General features: G+C 68.5%; 23 protein-coding genes. 7 read left to right on the forward strand and 16 right to left on the reverse strand.

The annotated features are described in order from the left end of the window. Positions 1-9 precede the first annotated feature (9 nt). Complete coding sequence (locus ACVWZ7_RS12010; RefSeq protein WP_116766695.1) at positions 10-366, forward strand: nuclear transport factor 2 family protein; 357 nt, start codon at positions 10-12, stop codon at positions 364-366. Between the two features lie 22 nt (positions 367-388). Here ACVWZ7_RS12010 and ACVWZ7_RS12015 read toward each other — a convergent pair whose 3' ends face one another. After that, a complete protein-coding gene (locus ACVWZ7_RS12015) occupies positions 389-1045 on the reverse strand; it encodes a LysE family translocator (protein ID WP_456507964.1) in 657 nt (218 codons plus the stop codon). Positions 1046-1163: 118 nt separating this feature from the next. On the opposite strand from ACVWZ7_RS12015, the gene ACVWZ7_RS12020 reads away from it, so the two are divergent. Further along, positions 1164-1619, forward strand: coding sequence for an Lrp/AsnC family transcriptional regulator (locus ACVWZ7_RS12020; RefSeq protein WP_344367481.1), 456 nt, complete (start codon positions 1164-1166; stop codon positions 1617-1619). Between the two features lie 24 nt (positions 1620-1643). On the opposite strand, the gene ACVWZ7_RS12025 is transcribed toward ACVWZ7_RS12020, so the two are convergent. After that, positions 1644-2102, reverse strand: a complete 459-nt coding sequence (locus ACVWZ7_RS12025) for an Lrp/AsnC family transcriptional regulator (protein WP_175460378.1) — start codon at positions 2100-2102, stop codon at positions 1644-1646. Positions 2103-2437: 335 nt separating this feature from the next. On the opposite strand from ACVWZ7_RS12025, the gene gluQRS reads away from it, so the two are divergent. After that, positions 2438-3319 carry a tRNA glutamyl-Q(34) synthetase GluQRS gene (gene gluQRS, locus ACVWZ7_RS12030; protein WP_456507965.1) on the forward strand — a complete coding sequence of 294 codons (882 nt, stop codon included), beginning with the start codon at positions 2438-2440 and terminating at the stop codon, positions 3317-3319. A 9-nt stretch (positions 3320-3328) separates the two neighbouring features. Next, positions 3329-3934: an HD domain-containing protein gene (locus ACVWZ7_RS12035; protein ID WP_344367483.1), complete on the forward strand. Its 606-nt coding sequence runs from the start codon at positions 3329-3331 to the stop codon at positions 3932-3934. Here ACVWZ7_RS12035 and ACVWZ7_RS12040 read toward each other — a convergent pair. From ACVWZ7_RS12040 to ACVWZ7_RS12090, 11 genes are all read right to left on the reverse strand, one after another. Beyond that, positions 3931-5475 carry a carboxylesterase/lipase family protein gene (locus ACVWZ7_RS12040; RefSeq protein WP_344367484.1) on the reverse strand — a complete coding sequence of 515 codons (1545 nt, stop codon included), beginning with the start codon at positions 5473-5475 and terminating at the stop codon, positions 3931-3933. The genes ACVWZ7_RS12035 and ACVWZ7_RS12040 overlap by 4 nt on opposite strands. A 79-nt stretch (positions 5476-5554) precedes the next feature. Beyond that, positions 5555-5761, reverse strand: coding sequence for a hypothetical protein (locus tag ACVWZ7_RS12045; RefSeq protein ID WP_344367485.1), 207 nt, complete (start codon positions 5759-5761; stop codon positions 5555-5557). A 74-nt stretch (positions 5762-5835) separates the two neighbouring features. Then, positions 5836-7152 carry an ATP-binding protein gene (locus ACVWZ7_RS12050; RefSeq protein WP_344367486.1) on the reverse strand — a complete coding sequence of 439 codons (1317 nt, stop codon included), beginning with the start codon at positions 7150-7152 and terminating at the stop codon, positions 5836-5838. Positions 7153-7354: 202 nt separating this feature from the next. After that, positions 7355-8935, reverse strand: a complete 1581-nt coding sequence (locus ACVWZ7_RS12055; RefSeq protein ID WP_456507966.1) for an amino acid permease — start codon at positions 8933-8935, stop codon at positions 7355-7357. Between the two features lie 27 nt (positions 8936-8962). Beyond that, complete coding sequence (locus ACVWZ7_RS12060; RefSeq protein ID WP_456507967.1) at positions 8963-10378, reverse strand: aspartate ammonia-lyase; 1416 nt, start codon at positions 10376-10378, stop codon at positions 8963-8965. A gap of 8 nt (positions 10379-10386) precedes the next feature. Continuing rightward, entirely contained in the window at positions 10387-11439 is a 1053-nt protein-coding gene (locus ACVWZ7_RS12065; RefSeq protein ID WP_456507968.1) for an asparaginase, read from the reverse strand. A gap of 77 nt (positions 11440-11516) precedes the next feature. Continuing rightward, a complete protein-coding gene (locus ACVWZ7_RS12070; protein WP_456507969.1) occupies positions 11517-12212 on the reverse strand; it encodes a FadR/GntR family transcriptional regulator in 696 nt (231 codons plus the stop codon). Positions 12213-12347: 135 nt separating this feature from the next. Next, complete coding sequence (locus ACVWZ7_RS12075; RefSeq protein ID WP_456507970.1) at positions 12348-12956, reverse strand: DUF305 domain-containing protein; 609 nt, start codon at positions 12954-12956, stop codon at positions 12348-12350. A 122-nt stretch (positions 12957-13078) separates the two neighbouring features. Continuing rightward, positions 13079-13561, reverse strand: a complete 483-nt coding sequence (locus ACVWZ7_RS12080; RefSeq protein WP_456507971.1) for a hypothetical protein — start codon at positions 13559-13561, stop codon at positions 13079-13081. A gap of 131 nt (positions 13562-13692) precedes the next feature. After that, entirely contained in the window at positions 13693-14649 is a 957-nt protein-coding gene (locus ACVWZ7_RS12085) for an L-lactate dehydrogenase (RefSeq protein ID WP_116766684.1), read from the reverse strand. Between the two features lie 15 nt (positions 14650-14664). Continuing rightward, positions 14665-15423 carry a glucose 1-dehydrogenase gene (locus tag ACVWZ7_RS12090; protein WP_344367493.1) on the reverse strand — a complete coding sequence of 253 codons (759 nt, stop codon included), beginning with the start codon at positions 15421-15423 and terminating at the stop codon, positions 14665-14667. Between the two features lie 263 nt (positions 15424-15686). Between ACVWZ7_RS12090 and ACVWZ7_RS12095 the strand changes: the two genes are divergently transcribed. Together ACVWZ7_RS12095 and ACVWZ7_RS12100 are read left to right on the forward strand one after the other, a co-directional pair. Then, positions 15687-15989 carry a type II toxin-antitoxin system Y4mF family antitoxin gene (locus ACVWZ7_RS12095; RefSeq protein ID WP_344367494.1) on the forward strand — a complete coding sequence of 101 codons (303 nt, stop codon included), beginning with the start codon at positions 15687-15689 and terminating at the stop codon, positions 15987-15989. Beyond that, positions 15986-17230, forward strand: a complete 1245-nt coding sequence (locus ACVWZ7_RS12100; protein ID WP_456507972.1) for a type II toxin-antitoxin system HipA family toxin — start codon at positions 15986-15988, stop codon at positions 17228-17230. The genes ACVWZ7_RS12095 and ACVWZ7_RS12100 overlap by 4 nt, the downstream gene beginning before the upstream one ends. Positions 17231-17240: 10 nt before the next feature. Here ACVWZ7_RS12100 and ACVWZ7_RS12105 read toward each other — a convergent pair whose 3' ends face one another. After that, entirely contained in the window at positions 17241-17858 is a 618-nt protein-coding gene (locus ACVWZ7_RS12105; RefSeq protein ID WP_344367496.1) for a uracil-DNA glycosylase family protein, read from the reverse strand. A gap of 539 nt (positions 17859-18397) precedes the next feature. Continuing rightward, positions 18398-19780 carry a DUF222 domain-containing protein gene (locus ACVWZ7_RS12110; protein ID WP_456507973.1) on the reverse strand — a complete coding sequence of 461 codons (1383 nt, stop codon included), beginning with the start codon at positions 19778-19780 and terminating at the stop codon, positions 18398-18400. A 242-nt stretch (positions 19781-20022) separates the two neighbouring features. On the opposite strand from ACVWZ7_RS12110, the gene ACVWZ7_RS12115 reads away from it, so the two are divergent. Continuing rightward, a complete protein-coding gene (locus ACVWZ7_RS12115) occupies positions 20023-20535 on the forward strand; it encodes a hypothetical protein (protein ID WP_344367346.1) in 513 nt (170 codons plus the stop codon). A gap of 30 nt (positions 20536-20565) precedes the next feature. Here ACVWZ7_RS12115 and ACVWZ7_RS12120 read toward each other — a convergent pair whose 3' ends face one another. Further along, entirely contained in the window at positions 20566-22092 is a 1527-nt protein-coding gene (locus ACVWZ7_RS12120; protein WP_456507974.1) for an amidohydrolase, read from the reverse strand. Positions 22093-22172: the final 80 nt, after the last annotated feature.

A 22172-nucleotide genomic window follows, 5' to 3' on the forward strand; every position in this document is an offset into this window, starting at 1 on the left:
AAACGAGGCATGAGAGATGCCGTGGCGCGCTGGATGCAGCACTACATCACGGCGTGGACGACGAACGACCCGGAGGACATCCGGGCGCTGTTCACCGAGGACGCCATCTATGCCACAAGCCCCCAAGAGCCAGAACCGTGGCGGGGCCGCGAAGATATCGTGGAGCACTGGCTCGCCGGGCGCGACGAGCCGGATGACTGGACGTTCGAGTGGAAGCTGCTTGGGGTCGACGGCGGCCGGGCATTCGTACAGGGCCTGACCACCTACCGCGGCAACAGCCGAAGTTATGACAACCTGTGGATCATCCAGCTCACCGCGGACGGCCGCGCGTCGTCCTTCACCGAGTGGTACATGCAGCGCAAATAGCCTCTGCCATGGATTCGCCGGCTCAGGCGCGGGTCATCGCCGCGCTGACGGCGGGCACGATTTGTTCAGCGAGCAGCATGGCGCCCAGGATCAGCATGATGATCCCGCTGGCCAGCGTCACCTGACGGGCGGCGCCCGGCCGAGCGTGCAGCAGTTTCCGGGCCAGAAGGGCCACGCAGCTGTAGATGACGCCCACGAGCAGCACGAACGTGAGGCCGAGCAGCCCCGACTGGACGGGAACCGGCAGCGAGGCGTCCGGGCTGACGAATTGCGGCACCAAAGCAACAAAGAACAGCAGGCCCTTGGGGTTGATCCCGCTGATGCCGATGCCCTGGAGGAAGATCCGGAACTGGCTCGCAGGGGCCGCCGCCGGGCGAGCGTCCGTGCTGAAGGTGGCGCCGCGCCAGGACCGCAGGGTGCTGTAGCCCAGCCACAGCAGGTAGAGGGCGCCCGCCGCCGTCAGCCAGCCGAGCACGCCGGGCATTCCGGCCAGCAGTGCCGCCAGTCCCAGCACCAGGAGCACGGTGTGCAGGGCGTAGCCGCCGCACAGTCCGGCGACGGCGGGAGCGAAGCTGCGCTGCCTCAGCCCCGCGGCAATCGAGTACGCCCAGTCGACACCGGGGGTGCAGGCCAGGGCGACGGCGACAACCAGGAAGGCGAGGAAAAGCTGGGGGTTCACGGCAGACTCCAGGGGATGCAGTACCTCGTAGCAGGTACAAGGAAAACTCTAGGCAAATCCGGCCCGGAAGTGTTCGCCTATTTACCGACGAATCGCCCCATCACGGTAAGATTCTTGCGTGATTGACAATATTGACAGAAGTATTTTGCGTCACCTCCAAACGGACGGACGAATGACTGCCACGGCGCTGGCCTCGAAGGTCGGGCTGACCGTGGCCCCGTGTCATCGCCGGCTGCGGGATCTGGAGGCCGCGGGGATCATCCGGGGCTACCGGGCGGACATCGATCCGGCCGCCGTCGGGCTCGGCTTCGAGGCGATCGTTTTCGTGACGTTGCGCCAGGTGGACCGATCGACGATGGAGATCTTCGAGAACCGGGTAGCGGACAACCCCAACATCGTCGAAGCCCAGCGGCTCTTCGGCTCGCCGGACTATCTGCTCAAGGTCATCGCAGAGGATCTTCCGTCCTACCAGCGCTTCTACGACAGCGAGCTGACCTCCCTTCCCGGCGTCGAACGCCTGACGTCCACGCTGGTCATGAAGAACCTGAAGTCGAACGCCGGGCCGCCGGTCTGAACGGCGACTTCGGGGCTGCCGGGCTCAGGCGCCCAGGAGTCCCGTGGTCCGGTAGGGGATGACCTCGCGAAGGAACATGCTCGTCGAGGTCCGGACGATGCCGGGACACAGCCGGATTTCCTCGGACACGCGGTAGAGGTCGTCCGGGCTCTTGGCCACCACCCGGATCAGGAGGTCGGTGTCCCCGGCCGGGGCATGGCATTCGAGCACCTCGGGGATGTTGCGCAGGGCTGCGATCGCCTCGTTGAGGTGGCTCTGGTCCAGTTCCGCGCTCACCGCAGCCGCCACGCCGCGACCCAAGGCGGACGGCAGGACCCGGCTGCTGTTCGGCCGGAGCGCGCCCGACGCCGACATCCGCTCCAGGCGGGACTGCACAGTGCCCCGGGCCAGGCCCAGCTTTTGCGCCAGCAGCATGACCGGCACGCGGGGATCGTCGTCCAGCGCGGCGAGGATCCGCCGGTCGGTCGCGTCGAGCTCCTGCAAAATGACCACTTCCTGTTCACTCTTCCGGCTGTAGTTGATCAGACTGACTACTCCGGGCCCGGTCCGTTGCGCCAACTGTAGGTCTTCTGCTCAAATGGTGACAACAAAGGGACGCGGCCACCGCCACGGTCCCGAAGGCTACAGAAACCCCGGCACACCACCCGGACCCTGGATGAGGATCCCGCAAGGAACCTGCCGCTGACTGACTCTTGTTCACGCATCGTCATTCCGCACAGCACCACAACACGGCAAGAGCCCCTGAGCTACCGACGTCGGACGTCCCGAAGTCATCGGTAGCTGAGGGGCTCTTGTTCTGCCCGGCATAGGCTGGACCCATGACCTCTGCCGGCCGCTTCGCCCCCAGTCCCTCCGGAGAACTTCACGTCGGCAACCTCCGGACGGCCATCCTGGCGTGGCTCTTTGCCCGGTCCACGGGGCGGCGCTTCCTGATGCGGGTGGAGGACCTGGACCGGGCCCGGGCCGGTGCCGAGGCGGAGCAGCTCCGCGATCTTGCGGCGATCGGCGTGACCTGGGACGGCGGCATCGTGCGCCAGACGGACCGTGAGCACCTGTATGCCGAGGCGATCGCGCAGCTGACGGCAGCCGGGCTGACCTACGAGTGCTTCTGCACGCGCCGCGAAATCCAGGAGGCCCCGTCCGCGCCGCACGCCCCGCTGGGCGCCTACCCGGGGACCTGCCGGAACCTGAACGACGCGGAGCGCGACGCCAGGCGGGCGGCCCGGCCGGCGGCGGTCCGGCTCCGTGCCGCCGTGGCCGAGACGACGGTGCGGGACGTGCTCCACGGCGACTACACGGGGGTGGTCGACGACTTCGTGCTCCGGCGCAACGACGGCGTGACCGCCTACAACCTCGCCGTGGTGGTGGATGATGCCGTGCAGGGCATCGATCAGGTGGTCCGCGGGGACGACCTACTTCCCTCCACGCCGCGCCAGGCCTACCTGGCGTCCCTGCTAAATATGCCCGTTCCGGAATATGCGCATGTTCCGCTGGTGCTGAACTCCGACGGCGCTCGGCTGGCCAAGCGCGACGGCGCCGTTACGCTCGCGGACCTGGCACGGGCCGGCGTGGGCGCCGACGAGGTCCGGGACACTCTGCTGGCGTCGCTCGGGCTTCCCTCCGGCCCCCTTGCCGATGCCCTGGCCGTATTCGACCCGGCCGCGCTGCCACGGGAGCCCTGGGTGTGGCCCGGCGCGTAGGCTGGATCCATGACCGAGCCCGCACACTCCCAGCCCCGCTTCACCGTTGAGACAGCCAAAGTCCTGGCCGAGGTGGCCCACAACCGCCAGAAGGACAAGCTCAAGCGGCCGTACCGCGAGCACGTGCTCGCCGTCGGGGATGCGCTGGTGGACTTCGACGACGACATCCAGATCGCCGGATACCTCCACGACATTGCCGAGGACACTCCGATGACCCGGCAGGCCCTCTTGGACATGGGGGTTTCCGAGCGGGCCGCCGACATCATTGAACGCGTCACGAAGCGCTTGCACGAGAACCCCGACGACTACCAGGCGGGCATCCGCTACATCGCCGAAGACCACGACGCCACCCTGGTCAAGATTGCCGACAACGCGCACAATTCGCTGCCCGAACGCGTCAAGGCGCTAGCGGAGAAGTGGCCGGACAAGCCGCCGGTCACCCGCTACGACGAGGCCCGCCCGGTGCTCTACGCCGCGGTCCCCGTGGAGGAGACCCGCAAGATCCTGGCCCGGATCAACCCGTGGCTGCTCCAGGAACTGGACGACATGCTCGACGAGGCGGACGACACCGACTACGAGAACCTGGCCTACGACAACCCGGACGCCGTCGTCTAGCGGATTCCCTCCCACAGCGAGCGTTCCCAGGACCGGGGGTCGTTCACCACACCCGGGGCGACGTCGAAGCGCATGGTGGCCCTGCGGGCGGGTTCATACCCCGGCCAGCCGGGGTCCCCGGTGGCGGCGAAGGACACCCAAGCGGCGTGCAGGGAATCGGCCAATGCCTGCGGCGGGTTGTCGCCCAGAAGCGGCCCGAACAGCCGGGCCGTCGTGTCCAGGTTGTCAAAGACGAACGGCACTTCCAACGCGTGGACCGCACCGAGGCCCGGTGCTGCCCACGCGAACTCGTACATGTAGGTGCCCGCGCCGGTACCCTGCGCCGCCTCGGCGTGGGCCTCGGCCAGGCGGATGGCCGGGATCCGCACCCACCAGTCAGTCTGCACGGCGGCAAGAAGGTCGCCGGGGCCGGCATCGGGGTAGTGGGCCCGGTACGATTCGAGCCCAGCCTGGACCGGGAGGCCGTAGGCGGCAGGCGGCGGGAAGCCCTCAATGCTGTCCGTGCCGCTCAGGCTCTCTTCCGTAACCCTGCCGAGCACGCCGGTGATGGCCAGGAACAGTTTCCAGTCCTCGGTGTTGGTGCCGACGATCACGTCGACGTGCGCGCTGGCCCCGGCGGCGATCCGGTCGATCGGACGGCGCGGAATGACCTCGCCGTCGATCACCGGCTGCCAGGGCATCAGGCTCGCCACGACGTCGTGGCCCCAGCGCTCCGGATCCGGATGCACCAGCAGCTCGACCTTCAGCTCCGCCTGCGCCGCGAGGAACCGCTCGACCGGAACCGCCGCCATGGCCTCGCGTGTCTGCGAAACGCCCAGCTTCACGGCAAGGGACCGGCCGATCCGTTCCGCGGCCGGTTCGGGGATCACGTGGTGGGCCGCCCCGCTCTGCAGGATGGCCCGCCGGAACAAACCATCGGCCCGGGGCATGGACAGCAGGATGCCGATGCTCATCGCGCCGGCGGACTCACCAAAGACGGTGACGTTTCCCGGGTCGCCGCCGAAGTCAGCGATGTTGTCCCGGACCCACTCCAGGGCCGCGACCTGATCAAGCAGACCTACGTTGGTGTGCCCGTCGCCGAGGCAGAGAAAGCCGTCGGCGCCCACCCGCCAGTTGATCACGACGCACACGACGCCGTCCCGGGCGAAGTTCCGGCCGTCGTACGCCGCCGTCGAGCCGACCTCGAAGGCGCCGCCCTGGATCCAAACCATCACCGGGAGTCCGGCCGCCCCTGCGCTTGACGTCCCAGCGGCCGCCCTCTTAGCGGGGGTCCAGATGTTGAGGTTCAGGCAGTCCTCCCCGGTCAGCCCAGTGTCCCAGTCGGTACCCGCACCCAAGGGCGGAGCAACCTGGGGAGGCGACGCCCCGAAGTGCGTGGCATCCCGCACGCCGGTCCACGGCTCAACCGGTTGCGGCGGCCGGAGCCGGTTCGCCCCGGACGGCGGCGCCGCGTAGGGGACGCCCAAGAAGGACGCGACGCCGTCGGTCTCCGCGCCCCGCAGCGAGCCGTTGTGGGTGGTGACGACAGCGTCCATGGCCATAACCGCCACTCTGGCAGGTCCCGGGGCGCACCGGAAGGGGCCGAAGGTCACCGGCCGGACAGCTGTGTCCCTGCGGGCATCAAACTGCCGGCATCAAAGGGCGTCGGGCCCGCCAAAGCAGCGCGATGTACGCCAGATCGAAGACGCTGCAGAGTCCGCCGAGGCCCAGAATCAGCGGCGAATTCCCCAGCCAGCCGAACGCCACCGTGGGGGCCAGCGTGCCGATCCACTTGGCGGTGCCGATCAGCAGGGACTGTCCGCGGAGTCCGGCGCGCGCGTCACCCATGCGGGCAGTTCCGCCCTGCCGAACTTCAGGAAGGTGACGACGATGACGACGTCGGCCAGCCCCCGTTGCTTTGGCTACACCCGGCCCAAGGCGTCGATGTCCTCGAGGAAGTCCTGGTGCACCTCGTCGCTGACCGTCGTCCGGGTGTCCCGGATGGCATCGAGATAGTCCTGGGTGGAGGGGCCCTTGCGGACAGCCGCACGGGAGGCGGGATCGCCCCCGGACGCCGCGCCGCCGTCGTCGTACACCGCTTTTTCCAGCGCCCGCTGGGAGGCGCTGCGGGCCGCGTACTCGATGTCCGCGGGGGAGAAGCCCTCGGTGCGGTCCACCAGGAGCTCGACGTCGACGTCGTCCACCACGGCGGCGGGGATGAAGCGCTGCCACATCGCCTCGCGGGCCTGCCGGTCCGGCAGGCCGATCGGGATGACGTAATCGAACCGGCCGTGCCGCAGGAATGCCGAATCCAGGGCGCGGATGAAGTTGGTGGCGCAGACCAGGATGCGGCCGGGCTGTTCGCGGAAGGCGGGGATGATCTTGAGGAGTTCGTTGGTCACGCCCTGCAGGGGGGAGGGCGGCTCGCCCGAGCGCTGCGAGGCGATTTCCTCGACCTCGTCGATGAAGACCACCGCGTGCTCGAGTTCGGCGATCTCCAGGAATGTTTCGCGCAGCGCCCCGGCCAAGCCCTGCGGATCGGCGGCCAGCCGGGAGGGGAAGACCTCCACGAAGGGCCACTCGAGCCGGGACGCGATCGCCTTGGCGAACGTCGTCTTGCCGGTGCCGGGCGGACCAAAGAGGACGACGGCGCGCGGGGGAACCACGCCGTATTCGTCGGCGAGGTCGGCCTCGGCGAGGGGCAGCACCAGCCGGCGTTCCAGCAGTTCCTTTTCGCGGCGCATGCCGGCCACGTTCTCCCACAGGTCGCGGGCCAGGATGCGGCCGCCAAGCTGGCTGAGGGGTTCCAGCTCCTGGCGCTGGACCGGGATCTTCCGCTCAAAGTAGCGCAGGTTCTTCTTCAGCACGAAGCCGCGGCCCAGGAACGCCTCCACCCGGGTTTCAGATTCCGGCATCAGCGCGGAGAGCTTGTTCAGCCCGTGCGGGGCCATCCGGTTCTCGACGGAGGCCAGCAGCGAGGTCCCGATCCCGCGGCCCCGGAACTCGGGCAGCGTCGCCAGGAAAACGATCCAGCCCTGGTCATGGGCGGCACGTCCGACGGCGGCGCCCACCACCTGCTCGCCCTGCACCGCCACGACGGCATGGTCCTTTTCGCACGAGGCCAGGACCTCGGAGAGCGCGTAGACGGGCTCCACATTCGATTCCTTGAGGGATTCCCAAAGGTGCAGGATGCCGTCAAGATCTGCCGAGTGGAAGTCCCTGATCCGCCAGTTGGTCATGAAGTGTCTCCCGGATGGTTCGTCGCTGAGCCGGTGGGCGCCAGTGTGAGCTGGTCTGCTGAGCATATGCGAACCGCCTCGATCAGAGGTTGCGGGGGCGTTGCATTACGCCGACACCCCGCCCAACTAGCTCGCAGTTGTGGCCGTTTTGAGCGCTCAAAACGACCACAACTGCGAGCCAGTTGGGCAGGCGGGCGAGGTGCTAGTTGCCGCCCGGGGCCCCCGGGCCAGGCCGGTTGGCCACGAGCGGGTACGGGCCGGTGAAGCCGTCGCGGACGGCGGCGATTTCCATGATGCGGTGCCGGCAGAGGCGCCAGCCGAGCATCAGGAGCGGGATGATGACGGCGAGGGACGCGATGGTCCACGTTCCCACCGGAGAGTCGAACGCCATGAGGACCAGCACTGCCAGGAGGAAGGCCAGGGTGATCCAGCCTGTGACGGGGGCGCCGGGCATCCGGAAGGAAGGCCGGAGTAGTTCCCCGCGGGCCGCGAGCCGGGCCAGCTGCATCTGGCACAACACGATCATGGCCCACGTGCTGATGATGCCCAGCGACGCGACGTTCAGGACGATCTCGAAGGCCTCGGCGGGGACCACGGCGTTCAGGACGACGCCCAGGACGGCCACACCGGCGGTCAGGGCGATGCCTCCGTAGGGGACGCCGGCCTTGTTCATGCGGGCGGCGAACTTCGGCGCGGACCCGGAGACGGACATGGAGCGCATGATCCGGCCGGTGGAGTAGAGGCCGGCGTTGAGCGAGGACAGCGCGGCGGTGAGGACCACCAGGTTCATGATGGCGTCCACGCCGTCGACGCCGATGGAGCCGAAGAAGGTCACGAACGGGCTCTCGCCGGCCTTATAGGAGCTGTAGGGCAGCAGCAGCGAGAGAAGGACGAGCGAGCCGACGTAGAACACCGCGATGCGCACGATCACTGTGTTGATGGCCCGCGGCATGATCTTCTCCGGGTTTTCCGTCTCGCCGGCGGCGGTGCCGATCAGCTCGATCGAGGCGTAGGCGAACACGACGCCCTGCATCACCACGACTGCCGGCAACAGGCCGTTGGGGAACAGGCCGCCATTGTCCGCGATCAGGCTGAAACCGACCTCGTGGCCGCCGACGGGCGTGCCAAAGATGACGAAGTAGATGCCCACGAGCAGGAAGGACACCAGCGCCACCACCTTGATGAGCGCGAACCAGAATTCGAGTTCGCCGAACACCTTGACGCTGATGAGGTTCAGGGCCAGGACCAGGATAAGGGCGGCCAGGGCCCAGGCCCACTGAGGCACGTCCGCGATGGGGGCCCAGTACTTCTTGAAGAAGTTCATGTAGAGCGCGACGGCGGTGATGTCCACGATCGCGGTCATGGCCCAGTTCAGCCAGTACAGCCAGCCGGTGACGAATGCGGCCTTTTCGCCGAAGAATTCGCGTGCGTAGGACACGAACGAGCCCGACGACGGCCGGTGCATCACGAGTTCGCCGAGGGCGCGCAGGATCATGAAGGCGAAGAAGCCGCAGACGGCGTAGCTGATGATCAGGGCCGGTCCGGCGGTGGCGAGACGGCCTCCGGCGCCCATGAAGAGGCCGGTGCCGATGGCGCCGCCGATCGCGATCATCTGGACCTGTCGGGGTTTCAGGCTCTTGTGGTAGCCCTGGTCCTCGGCGTGGAGCGCGGCCTCGGTGGCGTGGGCATGCGCCGGAATGGTGTGGTCGGTGACGGCCGGCCGCTGATGGGCGGGCTGTTGGTCCTGCTGTTTTTGGGCGCGGGCAGTGTCGGGATGAGTCATGGGGGTCCTTCGGGGTTCGGAAGTACGCTACTTGCTCAGGTTGGCCAGGCGCTGCGGGCTGAGCAGCTCGGTAAGCTGCTCCGCGGTCAGGAGACCGTGTTCGAGGACGAGCTCCGCGACGCCCTTGCCGGTGGCGAGGGCCTCCTGCGCGATGGCCGTGGCCGTGGCATAGCCCAGGTGCGGGTTGAGGGCGGTGACGAGGCCGATTGACTGTTCCACCGTGAGGCGGAGCCGCTCGGTGTTGGCGGTAATGCCCCGGACGCAGCGGGCCGTGAGGGTGCGGCAGGCGGCTTCCAGGTGGGAGATGCTCTTGTGGAGGCTGTGGACAATGATCGGTTCGAAGGCGTTGAGCTGGAGCTGGCCGGCCTCGGCGGCCATGGTGATGGTGACGTCGTTGCCGATGACCTCGTAGGCCACCTGGCTGACCACTTCCGGGATGACCGGGTTGATCTTGCCGGGCATGATCGAGGAGCCGGACTGCACGGCGGGCAGGTTGATTTCGCCAAGCCCGGCGCGCGGGCCGGAGGAGAGCAGCCGGAGGTCATTGCAGATCTTGGACAGTTTCACGGCGACCCGCTTCAGCACGCCGGAGAGGTGCACAAAGGCGCCGACGTCCTGCGTGGCCTCGATCAGGTCTACGGCCGTGACGAGCGGAAGACCTGTGATGTCGGCCAGGTGCCGGCAGGCGGCCGCGGCGTACCCGGCCGGGGCGTTCAGGCCGGTGCCGATCGCCGTGGCACCGAGATTGATTTCGTGGATCAACAGGTCGGCTTCGGCCAGGCGGAGCCGGTCCTCCCCGATCGTGACGGCGTAGGTGCCGAATTCCTGGCCGAGTGTCATGGGGACGGCATCCTGCAGCTGGGTGCGGCCCATCTTCACCACCGTGCGGAATTCAAGGGCCTTGGCGGCGAAGGCGTCCTCGAGCTCGGTGAGCGCTTCCAGCAGTTCCCGGGCGGCGAAGATCGTGCCGAGCTTGACCGCCGTGGGATAGACATCGTTGGTGGACTGGCTGAGGTTGACGTGGTCGTTGGGGTGCAGCCGTGCGTAGTCGCCCTTGGGGTGGCCGAGGATTTCCAGGGCCCGGTTGGCGATCACCTCGTTGGCGTTCATGTTCGACGACGTCCCGGCACCGCCCTGGATGACGTCCACGACGAACTGCTCGCTGAGCTTGCCGTTCATGACGTCGGCGCAGGCATCCTCGATGGCCCGGGCGCGCTCGGCGTCGAGCAGCCCGAGCTCGTGGTTGGTGCGGGCGGCAGCCAGTTTCACGGCGGCCAGCCCGCGGACCAGGTACATGTTGGAGGACAACGGCTGGCCGGTGATGGGGAAGTTCTCCACGGCCCGGAGGGTATGGACACCCCAGTAGGCGTCGGCGGGAACATCCCGGTCGCCGAGGAGGTCGTGTTCGGAGCGGAAATCCGGGCGTTCGTCGATCGAGGTCATGGCGGTCCTTACTGGGCGTCGGCGGCGTGGGAGGTTTCGGGAGCGGCGAGGAAATCGGCGGCCTGCAGGAGTCCGACGGGCCGCCCGCCGCCCAGCACAGGGGTCGCGGCGAGGTGCCCCAGGGACGAGGTGTCGACGTCGAGCGCCGCCAGGATCCGCACGGTGACGGGCATCCGGGCGCGGTCCCCGCCGTCGGAGATCTTCACGGCGATGGCGCGGCCGTCCGGGAGGCCCACCAGCTGGACACCCTCGAAGCCGTCCTTGGCCAGCAGGCCGGGGACGAGGCGCATCAGCGCGGTGACGTCCCGGTCCTCGCCCGCAACCATCTCGGGGTGGCGGCGCATGGCGCGTGCGACGGCGGCTTCCGCGCTGTCTCCGGATGCGCCGGGGCCGCCTGCCGCGGCCAGCCGGCCGAACGCGCGGGCCATGCCGCGCAGGGTGAGCGCGAAGAGCGGGGTGCCGCAGCCGTCAGTGGAGGTGCGCTCCGGTTCCTCGCCGGTCAGCTCCGCCACGGTCCGGGCCGCGAGCTGCTGCAGCGGGTGCTCCGGGGACAGATAGCCGCGGACCGGCCAGCCGTTGATGACGCAGGTGGCGGCCATCGCTGCGTGCTTTCCGGAGCAGTTCTGGGCCAGCTGGGTGGCCTTTCCGCCGCCGGCGAGCCATTCCTCGCGCTCGCGGGCGCCGTAGGGGAGGTCTGTGCTGTTCTCGAGGTCCTCCGGGGTCAGGCCGTGCAGGTCCAGGATGCGCCGCGCACCGTCGCGGTGGGCGGCGGCTCCGGAATGGCTGGCGGCCGCGAGGGCCAGGAGTTCGTCCGGGAGGTCCAGCCCGGCGCGGACCATGGCCACAGCCTGCAGCGGCTTCAGGGCCGAGCGCGGGTAGAACGGGGCGAGGGGCTCGCCGGCGGCCAGCAGGGTCCGGCCGTCCGCCGCCGTGGCGATCGCGGAGCCGTAGTGGACGCTCTCGACCAGGCCGTCGCGGGTCTGGACCGCAAGCGGGGCGTGCTGCGGGAGCCGTTCCGGGGCCAGCGGGGTCGGTAAGTGCGCGAGGGCAGGAGAAATCATTGCGTCCTTTGGCGGTGGAGTTGTTGGTGTCTGGTCGGGTGCCGGCGGGGCTGGCCGAAAGCCTGCCGTGCCTTCTGTTAGGAGTTGAGGATCGAGTCGAGGGCGACGCCAACGGCGTGGAGGTGTTGGCTCATGGCGATGCGCGCCGTCGCCGCGTCGCCGGCTTCGATGGCGGCCAGGATGCGCCGGTGTTCGTCGTCGGAAGCGTGCTTGCGGTCCGCCACCATGTTCAGTGTCTCGGACTGGTAGGCGAGGGCCTCGCGGATGTCCGCGACGACGTTTTCGAACACCTTGTTGCGGCTGGCCCGTGCGATCAACGCGTGGAAGCTGGAGTCCAGGCCCACCCATACTTCGGGGTCGTCCTCGGCGGTCATCGCAGCGACGATGTCCCGCATAGTGTCCAGTTCCTCGGGCGATCGGCGTTCCGCGGCCAGTCCGGCGGCAGGAACCTCGATGTGGGGACGCGCCTCCGTGAGGTCGCGTGCCGAGTACTGGCCCAGCACCAGGTCCTTTGCCACGTGGTTGGCGACGACGAACGTGCCTCGTCCGGTCCTGGTGACGGTCAGGCCCAAGGCGGTGCAGGAGCGCAGGGCCTCGCGCACCACCGAGCGGCTCACCCCGTACTCCTGGGCGAGCGTTGCCTCGGAGCTCAGCTTGGCGCCGACGCCGAGCTTGCCGGATTCGATGTCGGAGCGGAGGACGTTGAATACCGCTTCGGCCGCGCTGAGGCGGGCGAGCGGCTGTCCTGCTGTCCGGCTGTCTGACAGGTTCACGCTTTAAAATATGGCAGGGGTCACACCTGGTGTCAACTGTGACGACGGCCCAGGGGCCGGATGACCGCCAGCCCGAGGGCCGGTTGCCAGGGGCCGGGGCCGCCGTCACGGTTGGTGCTCTGGTGCCGGCGGCGCCTACAGGGCGGCGAGCAGTGCCTTCATGTCGGCGATTTCTGCGGTCTGGGCGGCCGCGATGTCCTTGCCCAGCTGGACGGCCTCGGCGCTCTTGCCGCTGCGGACCTCCGCGTTCGCCATCTCCACGGCGCCCTCGTGGTGAGCGATCATCTGGGTCAGGAAGAGTTTCGCGGCCTCGGTGCCCTGGGCGGCGTCGAGTTCCTTGAGGTCATCCTCGCCCATCATGCCGGACATGGCGTGGCCGCCGGCCGTCTGCGTGGATTCGTTCCAGGCCTTGAGCCATCCCGTCATTCTCTCGATCTCCGGGCCTTGGGCGGCCTTGATTTTCGCGGCCAGAGCCGTGATTCGCGCGTCCATGCCCTGCTTCTGCAGCATCTTCTCGCTCATTTCGACGGCCTGTGCATGGTGGGGGATCATGCCCTGGGCAAAGAGCGTGTCGGTGCCGTTGTGGGTGGCGCCGGCAGCGGCCGGCGCGGAGCTCGCAGCCATGCTGCCGCTGCCCATTCCGGACATCGTGCTGCCGGAACTCGAGCCGGAGCCGGTGGAGCAACCGGCCAGGGCGATGACGGCGGCGAGGGCGGTCGCGGAAATCGTGAGGGTCTTCTTCATGTCAGATCTGTCCTTTGAAAATCCGGCAGGGAACGCCGGCGTCGGGCGGGCTGCGGCGCAGGAGGGCGGCGCGCCCCGATGGCATGCAGAGGCGCCGGAAAATCAACGGCGCGGGCCCGGGTTTACGTTCGGCTAATGGACAGATCGTTGGGCGTGGGTGAGCCGGGGATGCGGGCCGAGAGCGCCCACTGGGCCGCAACACCTGTCGCCCAGGGCTGGGTTCGCTTCACTGCGGTGCCCGGTGGCGGCACGCTCAGCGAGACGCCGGACACGGAGGGGGTGCAGTCCACATGGGCGGCCGGCTTCTCGGCGCAGCTACCTTGACAGGTGCACGACGCCGGCATCGGCGTGCCGCCGACTGTCACCGTTGTAGCGAACACCGGAGGGGCCGCAGGAGCTGTCGCGGCGGGTGAGTGTCCAGAGTGAGTCCGGGCGGCGGGCATGACGCTAGAAGCGCTTGCCGGGTGGGCGGTTTGGCCGTGCGTTCCGTGGAGGCCGGCAAGGATGTGCATGCCAAGGAAGCCGGCAATGACTGCGAGGATGCCGGCCAGCAGTGCTGCGCGGCGGAGGACCGGCACGGCACCGGCTGCGCGGGCAGTGGCCATGGAGATCCTCCTAGCTGGGTCGTTGGGCGGCCATCCCGTTTCACGGCGTTCTCGTGACCCGGAGGCACTTTCAGGGTACCCGGATTCAACGCCCGGCTGCGGAACTATGTTCCCGTCAGTAGGCTGCTACTTCAGATCCCGAGCGTCGCCAGGCTCTGCTGCAGCGTTTCTGCCGAGTGGTGGAGGGATGCGAGTTCGCCGTCGTCCATGGGGGTGTCCAGCACCTTCAGGACGCCGCCGTGCCCCACGATACTGGGCAGTGAGAGCGCCACACCGGAGATTCCGTACTGCCCGTCCAGCAGCGTGGAAACTGGAAGGACCGCGTTTTCGGCGCGCAGCAGGGCCTCGACGATGCGTGCACCGGACAGCCCGATGGCGTAGTTGGTGGCGCCCTTGCCGGCGATCACCTTGTACGCGGCCTGTGTCACCTCGCGCGCGGTCTCGGCCAGGAGTTCGGAGGAGAAGATCCGTTCGCCGTTGACGGTCCAGTTGCGGATGGGGACCGGGCCGATCGTGGCGCCGGACCAGATGGGGAACTCCGTGTCACCGTGCTCGCCCACCATGCTGGCGTGGACGCTGGTGAGCGAGACTCCTGCGCGTTCGGCCAGCAGCCAGCGGAGCCGGGAGGTATCCAGCACCGTGCCGGAGGAGAAGATGCGCGACGTCGGCAGGCCGGAGATCTTCTGCGCGGCGACTGTCAGGACGTCGCAGGGGTTCGTGACGAGCACATAGACGGCGTCCGGGGCATGCTCCAGCAGCCGGGGCATGAGGTCCTCGAGGATCCGGACATTCGTGCCGGCCAGGTCAAGGCGCGTCTGGCCCGGGGCCTGTTTGGCGCCCGCCGTCACGACCACGACGTCGGCGCCCTCCGTGGCGGAGATGTCACCGCCGCCCGTGACGGTGGCCGCCGCGGCGGCAAACTGCGTCCCGTGGGCCAGGTCCAGCACCTCGGCCTCGGCCTTGATGGCGTTGACGTCGTACAGGGCGACGTGGCTGGCCGAGCCCCGGATCAGCGCCGCATAAGCGAGGGAGGTACCGACGCTTCCGGCACCGACCACCGCCAGTTTTGAACCACTCTTCCCGGACATGGTGCCCCTTTCGGGCTAGTTCTCCGGCGCGTCGGCCGGGTTTGCCGCGACCGACCCCGCGGTTTCGCCGCCGTCGATCACGAATTCGGCCCCGGTGACGAAGGAGGATTCGTCCGCGGCGAGGTAGACGGCGAGGTCCGCAACTTCCGTCGGCTGGCCGACCCGGTGCAGCGGGACGTGGCCGGTGTCGAAGGTCATGCCCTCCGTCATGGGTGTCTGGATGACCCCCGGGTGCACGGAATTGACGCGGATGCCCAGGCCGCCGAGATCCAGGGCCGCGCTCTTGGTCAGGCCGCGGACCCCGAACTTTGACGCCGTGTACCCCGCGAGCTGTTCGTATCCGCGCAGTCCGGCGATCGATGAGACGTTGATGATGGCGGCGGGACTGGAGCGGGCCAGGGCCGGCACGGCAGCTTTGATGCCGTTGAAGACGCCGGTGAGGTTCACCTCGATGATCCGGGCCCACTGCTCGTGCGGATAGTCGTCGATCCGGCCAAAGTTCACTATTCCGGCGTTGTTGACCAGGATGCTGAGCCCGCCAAAGGCGTCGACGGCCTCGCCCACGGCCTGCTCCCAGTCGGCAGGTTTGGTCACGTCCAGATGCACGTACCGGGCGCCGTCGCCAAGCTGTGCCGCAAGGGCGGCGCCGTCGTCGTCCAGGACATCGCCGACCACCACCTTTGCCCCTTCCTGCAGCATCCGGGTGGCCATGGCCCCGCCGATGCCGCGGGCGCCTCCGCTGATCAATGCCACTTTGCCGTCCAGCCGTCCCATGGCTTGTCCTTCCGGGCCGCTCCGCGCTCGGGCACGGGCACGCCGCCCGCCCTTGTCCAGCATCTCGTCGGGCCCCCGGCGCGGGCAGGGCCGTTGGACCCTAGGGGCGCCGACACCTCCTGCACCGCCGGTACGAACGTGCCGAAATGGCTCTGTACGGGCTCGCCCGGCCGCCCTACACTGGGATTGCGGGAAAAACGGCACGTTCGTACCTATGAAGGCGGCCGTTCGGACGCATGGTGATCAAAGGGGAGGATGCGGTCATGGGGAAGTCCTTTCCGGACCAGCTCGCTGCGGAGGTCCGCGCGCGGCGCGCCTCGCTCCGGCTGGGGCAGCGTGAACTGGCCGAACTGGCCGGAGTCTCCGAACGCTTCGTCCGTTTCGTCGAGCAGGGCAAACGCACCGTGCAACTGGATTCCCTGCTCGCGCTCCTGGACACGCTGGGGCTGGAACTCCGGGTGCAGACACGGACCAGCGCGGCCGCCCGCGCCCTCGCCGGGCAGCAGGCCAACGGGGAACTGCGGGCACGCGGGGAACCGGATCAGAGTGCGGACGCCCGGCCATGAGGCACCGCATCGCCGACGTCTACAAGGCCGGTGTGCTGGCGGCCCGGCTGGAACGGCACGACGGCGGCACCAGGTTCAGTTACCTGCCGGCGTATCTGGCGTCCGGGGCACCTGCCGTCGCGAGCTCCCTGCCGCTGACGGCGGACCCTGTGCTGTCAGCGGCGGGCGCGGCTCCGCCGTATTTCACCGGGCTTCTGCCGGAGGGCCGACGGCTGAATGCCCTGCGCCGGTCCGTCAAGACCAGCGTCGACGATGATCTGTCGCTGCTCATCGCGGCCGGAGCCAATCCGGTGGGTGACGTGCAAATTGTGGGCCACGGGGAGAAGCTGGATCCGGACGAACACGCCGTCGAGCTTGAACCCGGAACCCCCGTGGATTTCGATGCCCTGCTGGGCGATTCCGGCCTGATCGACCCGGTGGCCCTCGCCGGCGTGCAGGACAAGCTGTCCGCGGGAATGATCTCCATGCCGGTGGCCAGCGCCGGCCGGCGCTACATCCTCAAGCTCAACGCGCCCGAGTTCCCGCACGTCGTCGAAAACGAATACGTCATGTTCCGCTATGCGGCGCGGCTGCGGATCCCGCTGAGCCGGGTCCGACTGATCCGCGACGTCGCCGGCCGCCCGGGACTTCTCGTGGAGCGCTTCGACCGGGTGCCCATCTCAACGGCTGCGGCGGGCGCGCCGTCGAATGCCGTGCAGCGGCTCGCCGTCGAGGACGGGGCGCAGGTGCTGGGGCTGTACCCGGCCGACAAGTACAACGTGGGGTACGGGCAGGTGTGCCATGCGCTCGCGGCGTACTGCGCGGCGCCGCTGCCGGCGCTACGGAATCTGGCCCTCCAGGCGGCGTTCGCGTGGCTGACGGGCAACGGGGACCTGCACGCCAAAAATGTTTCCATTGTGCAGCAGCCGGGCGGCGAATGGTCAATCGCGCCGGTGTACGACATCCCCTCCACCGTGGTCTACGGCGACAAGACGCTCGCCCTGACCCTGGACGGCAAGCGGACGGGGATATCCCGGAAGCACTTTTTGGGCTGGGCCGCGGGGTTGGGGCTGACGGAGCGGGCCGCCGTTCAGGCGCTGGAGCTGGCGCTGAAGGCCGCGGGGCCGCTGCTGGCGGACCTCCAGGCGGGTACGGCGTTCAGTTCCATGACGAACGACGACGGCGCCTCGCCGTTTTCGGCGGCCGTCACCCGCGATTGGGTCAAGGAGCTCAAACACCGGCGCAGGCTGGTGGAGGGGTGAAGTCCTGGCCCTAGAGGTGCTGGATGCCGGCCCGCTGCATGGCGTCCCTGTAGACCTCAACGTTCTTGGCCAGGAGCTCTTCCTGCTTGGCGGGGGAAACGGCGAAGGCGCGGCCGCCGAGCGCGGTGGCTTTGTAGATCTTGACGCCGTGGTTCTTCAACGAGGAATGGTAGGTCTTCTCGAAGAGCGTCAGGAAGGAGTGGGCGTCGGCGCCGTGGGCAATGACGGCCGAGACGCGCTTGTTGATCTTCAGGAACTGGCGGAAGGGCCGGAGTCCGTCCGTCTTCTCCTGGACATTCAGGGCCGATGCGGCGTCCGGATCTCGGACCCACGGGTAGGCGTTCCACGGCATTACGTAGCGGGGGTCCAGCTCTGCGGCCTCGTAGATGGAGGTGGCACGGCGGGCCGTTTCGTCGTCGTTGAAGTGCGAGACAAAGCCCGACTCCGTGCCCTTGCCGGGGCTGATATGCAGGCTGACAATCCGGCATTCGTCCTCGTCATGGACGGGATCGATGTAGGGGACCACGGATCCAGGCTTCTTTTCCATGAGCTCGTCGCACAGCTTTGTCACCGCGGCGATGTTCGGCTCCTGCAGCAGGGCCTTTTTTTCGTCCCAGTCAATCGTCACGATTTCTCCCTCAGCACTCGGCGTCCAGAATCAGGCGGCTTCCTCCACTCTACGCTTTCGCGGAAGAGCGTGTTTTTGTGGCGGGGTCCAGAGGCTTTCTTCCTCTCGCCACGGTGGGGAGGCAGGCGTACGCTTAAAGCGCCTGCAGGTAACCACTTGATTAAGCCGGGTCGTTCTGGTCATGCAAATGTCCGAGCCGTCTCATAGCGAGATCGCGAAGGTACCTGCAGGCCTCACGTGTTGCAGCTGGACGAGGCAGTGGGACAGTCCGTTCCCCTGGCTGAGGTTCAGTTTCCCGCAGACCAGCCGACGCTCGTCGGTGCTGCGCCGGGACCGATAGCCGTAGAAGCCGTGTTTGAGCGGCTCCGGTCTTCCGATCACTCATTGGCGTTGCGCGCGATGTCCTTAATGAGTGTGTTGATCCGCTTGAGGATTTTTGCGGTTCTTGGATTGCCGCCAAACACGGTCTGCGCCCGAGCCCGGGGGCTCGGATTGTTCTTGATCTCCCAGCCTCTTGTGATTGCAAACCCAGGAGGGTTTCAGGCCGCTGCCGCGGCCCGGGGCCCGGCTGGTTTGGGCGCCTTGGCGAGGTACCGCAGCTTGCGACGGCGGAGCGGTGTCGCTGTCTTGGGATACGGCGTTCCCGGGAGCGGCGGGGCCGTGGACTGGTAGGTGTGGCCGGTGGGGGTGGTGAGCTGGATGGTGTGTCTGGGGCCGGGGCGGGGCTGGGCGTTCCAGCCGGGGGTTTCTTTGGTGTGGTTGCAGGCTTCGCAGAGCCCGGCGCCGTTGGTGCCGGTGGTTTCTCCGCCGTGGTGCCAGGGGATGATGTGGTCCAGGTGCCGGATCGGGGCGTCGCAGTAGGGGGTGCGGCAGGTGTCGTCGCGGGTTTGGATGAAGCGGCGGAGCCCGGCGGGGAAGATCCGGGCCCGGGAGTCCATCCCGACGAGGTCCCCGGTGCCGGGGCGGGTGTAGAGGCGGCGGAGCCGGATGTCCGGGGCTGGGTTCTCGTCCGGTGTCAGGATTTTGCGGGCCCAGCCGGCGGGGACGGTGCCGTAGCCGGTGAGGCGGGCGGGTTCGGAGTCGGCCTGGAGGAGGGTGCGGTCGGTCATGATGAGTTGGAGTTCGATGCCGGCGATCCCGCCGGGGGTGCCGGTGATGCGTTCGACGAGCGCGTCGGCCATGGCCTGGCCGCGGGTGCGGGGGTCGCCGGCGGAGCGGCAAGAGTCGGCGTGCCGGGTCAGGGCGTTGTAGACGGCCACGCCCTGGGCGACGGGGAGCAGGGCGGTGAGGCAGGTCATGGTGTCCGGGGCCGGGCGGAGGCTGACGTGCCGGTCGGTGGCGGCGTGCGCGGCGCGGTCGGTGACGGAGCGCGGGTCGCGCCGGTAGGCGGCGGTGCGGGCCGCGGCCATCAGGCCCCGGTCCCCGGCCCCGGCGAGGGCGCCGGTGTCGGCGGCCATTTCCTCATCGACCCCGGCCCGGTCGGCGGCGGTCAGGCAGGCGGTTTCGCGCACGAGCAAGGTGGCGCGCCATTCGTTGAGGTTCCCGGTTTCCAGGGCGGTGAGGGTGTGCGGCATTTCGGTCACGAGGGCTTTGGCCAGGCCCAGGAGGCGGCTGCCTTTGGCGGGGGATTCGCGCCGGGCCAGGGCGATCTGCGCGCCGACACCGGCGCCGAGCTTGTCGGCCGGGACCCCGGCGGCAGCCTGCTCGCGGCGCTGAAGCGCATCGAAGGCCACGCTCAGGCGGGCCTGTTGTGCGGCCGCGGCGGATTTCAGGTCCTCGAGATCCCGGATCTCGTCGATCAGTGCGGCGGCGGTGTCCGGGGCTGGGAGGAAGGCCAGGATCCGGGCCAGGTCAGCGACCGTCACAGCACTTGCCGGTGCCGGGTCTGCCGGCCCCGTCTCGGGCCCTTGGATGCCGTCCATGAATCCAGTCTCCCTCGAGGGTCTGACACTGAAGGGAGAGCCCGGGGGGAGGAACCAGCAACGCGCCACAACGGTGATCCTCGCATCAGCGAAAGCGCCGCGAGATGGTGTTGGAACCACTTCGGGCCCCTGATTGCCGTCCATGAATCCAGTCTCCCGTCGACCACTGACAAAATGAGGGCCGCCGAACTTGCGCGTCGGTAAGCTTCGAAGGAACGCCCCCGCCCCGATCCAAGGAATCCATGCCGATCAACAGACAGTCACTGAAAAAGGACGGGTTCACAGGATTCCGGCTGCTCGGGGATCTTGACATCAACCGGATCCCGCAGAAACCCGGAATTTTCGCGGTGTTAAAGCCCGAAGGGTACCGCCCGCAGTTCCTGGCCAGGAGCACGGCTGGCGTCTTCAAGAAGAAGGACCCCACCCTGAAAGCCGAAGCGCTCGACGCCGAATGGGTCGATGGCGCCGACGTCCTCTTCGTGGGCAAGGCCGGTCCCGGGAGCAAAGGCAACCGCGGGCTGCGGCGGCAGATTCAGGAATTCGTCGACTTCGGCGCCGGCAAGCCGCCCGGCCACTGGGACGGCCGGCTCATCTGGCAGCTCGCCGCGGCTGGGTCACTGATCATCGCGTGGAAAGAGCTGCCCGTTGAGGAGCTCAACGCGGCCGAGGCCGGCTATCACGCGGCGTTCGTGGCGGAGTATGGCCGCCTGCCGTACGCCAACCTCGTCCAAGCGCGGGTCAAGGGCAAAGACTAGTCGCCAGCCAGACGCCGTCGCGGTCAACAACTAAACGCCGCCGTACGTAAATCTCCCCGCCATCAGCGTGGCGGCCACCGGCATCGCGGCAAACTCTGCCTCGGACGCAGTGAACGGGTCGACGTCGAGCACCGCGAGATCCGCCGGATCCCCGACCCGAATCCTGCCCCGCCCGCGCGTTGACGCGGTGAGTGCCTCTTGCCGGGTGAGAGCCTGCTCGGCATGCCAGGGTCCGCGGCCGTCCTGCCGGGCGCGCGTTGTTGCGGCGGACATGGCGGTCCAGGGGTCCAGCGGAGCCACGGGGGCGTCGGAGCCGAGAGCGAGCCTGGCACCGGCGGCCACCAACGAACGCAGCGGGAAGGAACGGTCCGTGCGGCCGGGCCAGTTCGCCTCGGCCGCGTCGCGGTCATCGAGGGCGTGCGCCGGCTGGACGCTCGCGATCACGCCCAACCGGCCGAAGCGGGCGAAATCCTCGTTCCGCACAAACTGGGCATGTTCCACCCGTCCGGCAATTCCTGCCGCCTCAAACGCGTCCAGCGCCACGCGGTTGGCCGCGTCGCCAATCGCGTGGACGGCTGGCACGAATCCTGCTTGCCGCGCCCGGAGCAGCAGGGCGAGCAACTCTGCCTCGCCCACCGTCAGCAGGCCGTGGCCGCCGTTCGGGTACTGGTCAACGCAGTATGCGGTGCGGGTGTTGAGCGAGCCGTCGATCAGCACCTTCAGCGGGCCCACGGTCAGGAGTCCGCCGCCGCCGGCGACCTCCAAGCCTGTCCGCAGTCCCTCGGCCACGGCCCTGTCCAGATCCTGCGGGTAGACCCCCGCTTCGACCCGGAGCGCATCGAAGCCTCCGGAGATCCGCCGTAGCCAGGGGCTGCGGTTCCACGTCATCTCGAAGTCCACGATCCCGACCACGCCCCGCGCGGCAGCGGCTTGGGCCGCCTTCTGCACCCAAGCGTCCACCACCGTGTCCGGAAGCTTGCCTAGCTCGCGTGTCAGGGCAAACGCCGGTTCTTCCCGGAGCAGGCCGCCCGCGTCCACCTGCACGCCGTACCGCCGGGCCGCCGCGGAGTTGAGCCAGACGCAGTGGAGATCATGGCTGATCAGGGCCGTCGGCCGGCCGTGCGTCACGCCGTCGAGGAGGTCCAGGCCGGGCAGGTCCGTCCAGACGGCATCACGGAAACCGACTCCCACCAGCGTCTGGACAGCACCCGGAACGGCGTCGCGACCTCCGGCCCCGGCCAGGTGAGCCCCGGCCAGGTGCGCAGCGACGACGGCGACCGCCTCGCGTGCCGAGCCGGCCCCGGAGAGATCAAGGCGATTAGACGCTAACGCCCACTGCGTCATGTGGACATGCTCATCCCAGAGCCCCGGAATGATGTAGCGGCCGTCGAGAGCCACCACCCGGGTGCCGGCGACGCCGGAATTCCCGGTTGATGGACCCACCGCCGCCACGACGCCATTTCGGATATGCACATCGGAGCATGTGTCGTCCCCCGGCTGCCGCACGGCAGTCAGCACGAGGTCGGGCGAAAGGCGGGAATCGAGCTGTTCAGACATGGAAATCAGGCTAGGCGCGAAACCGCGAAGGACCTAAACGCCCATAAGGGACTTTCGCCCCTTACCCCTTCATCCCGCAC

Source organism: Arthrobacter sp. TE12232 (assembly GCF_054062615.1).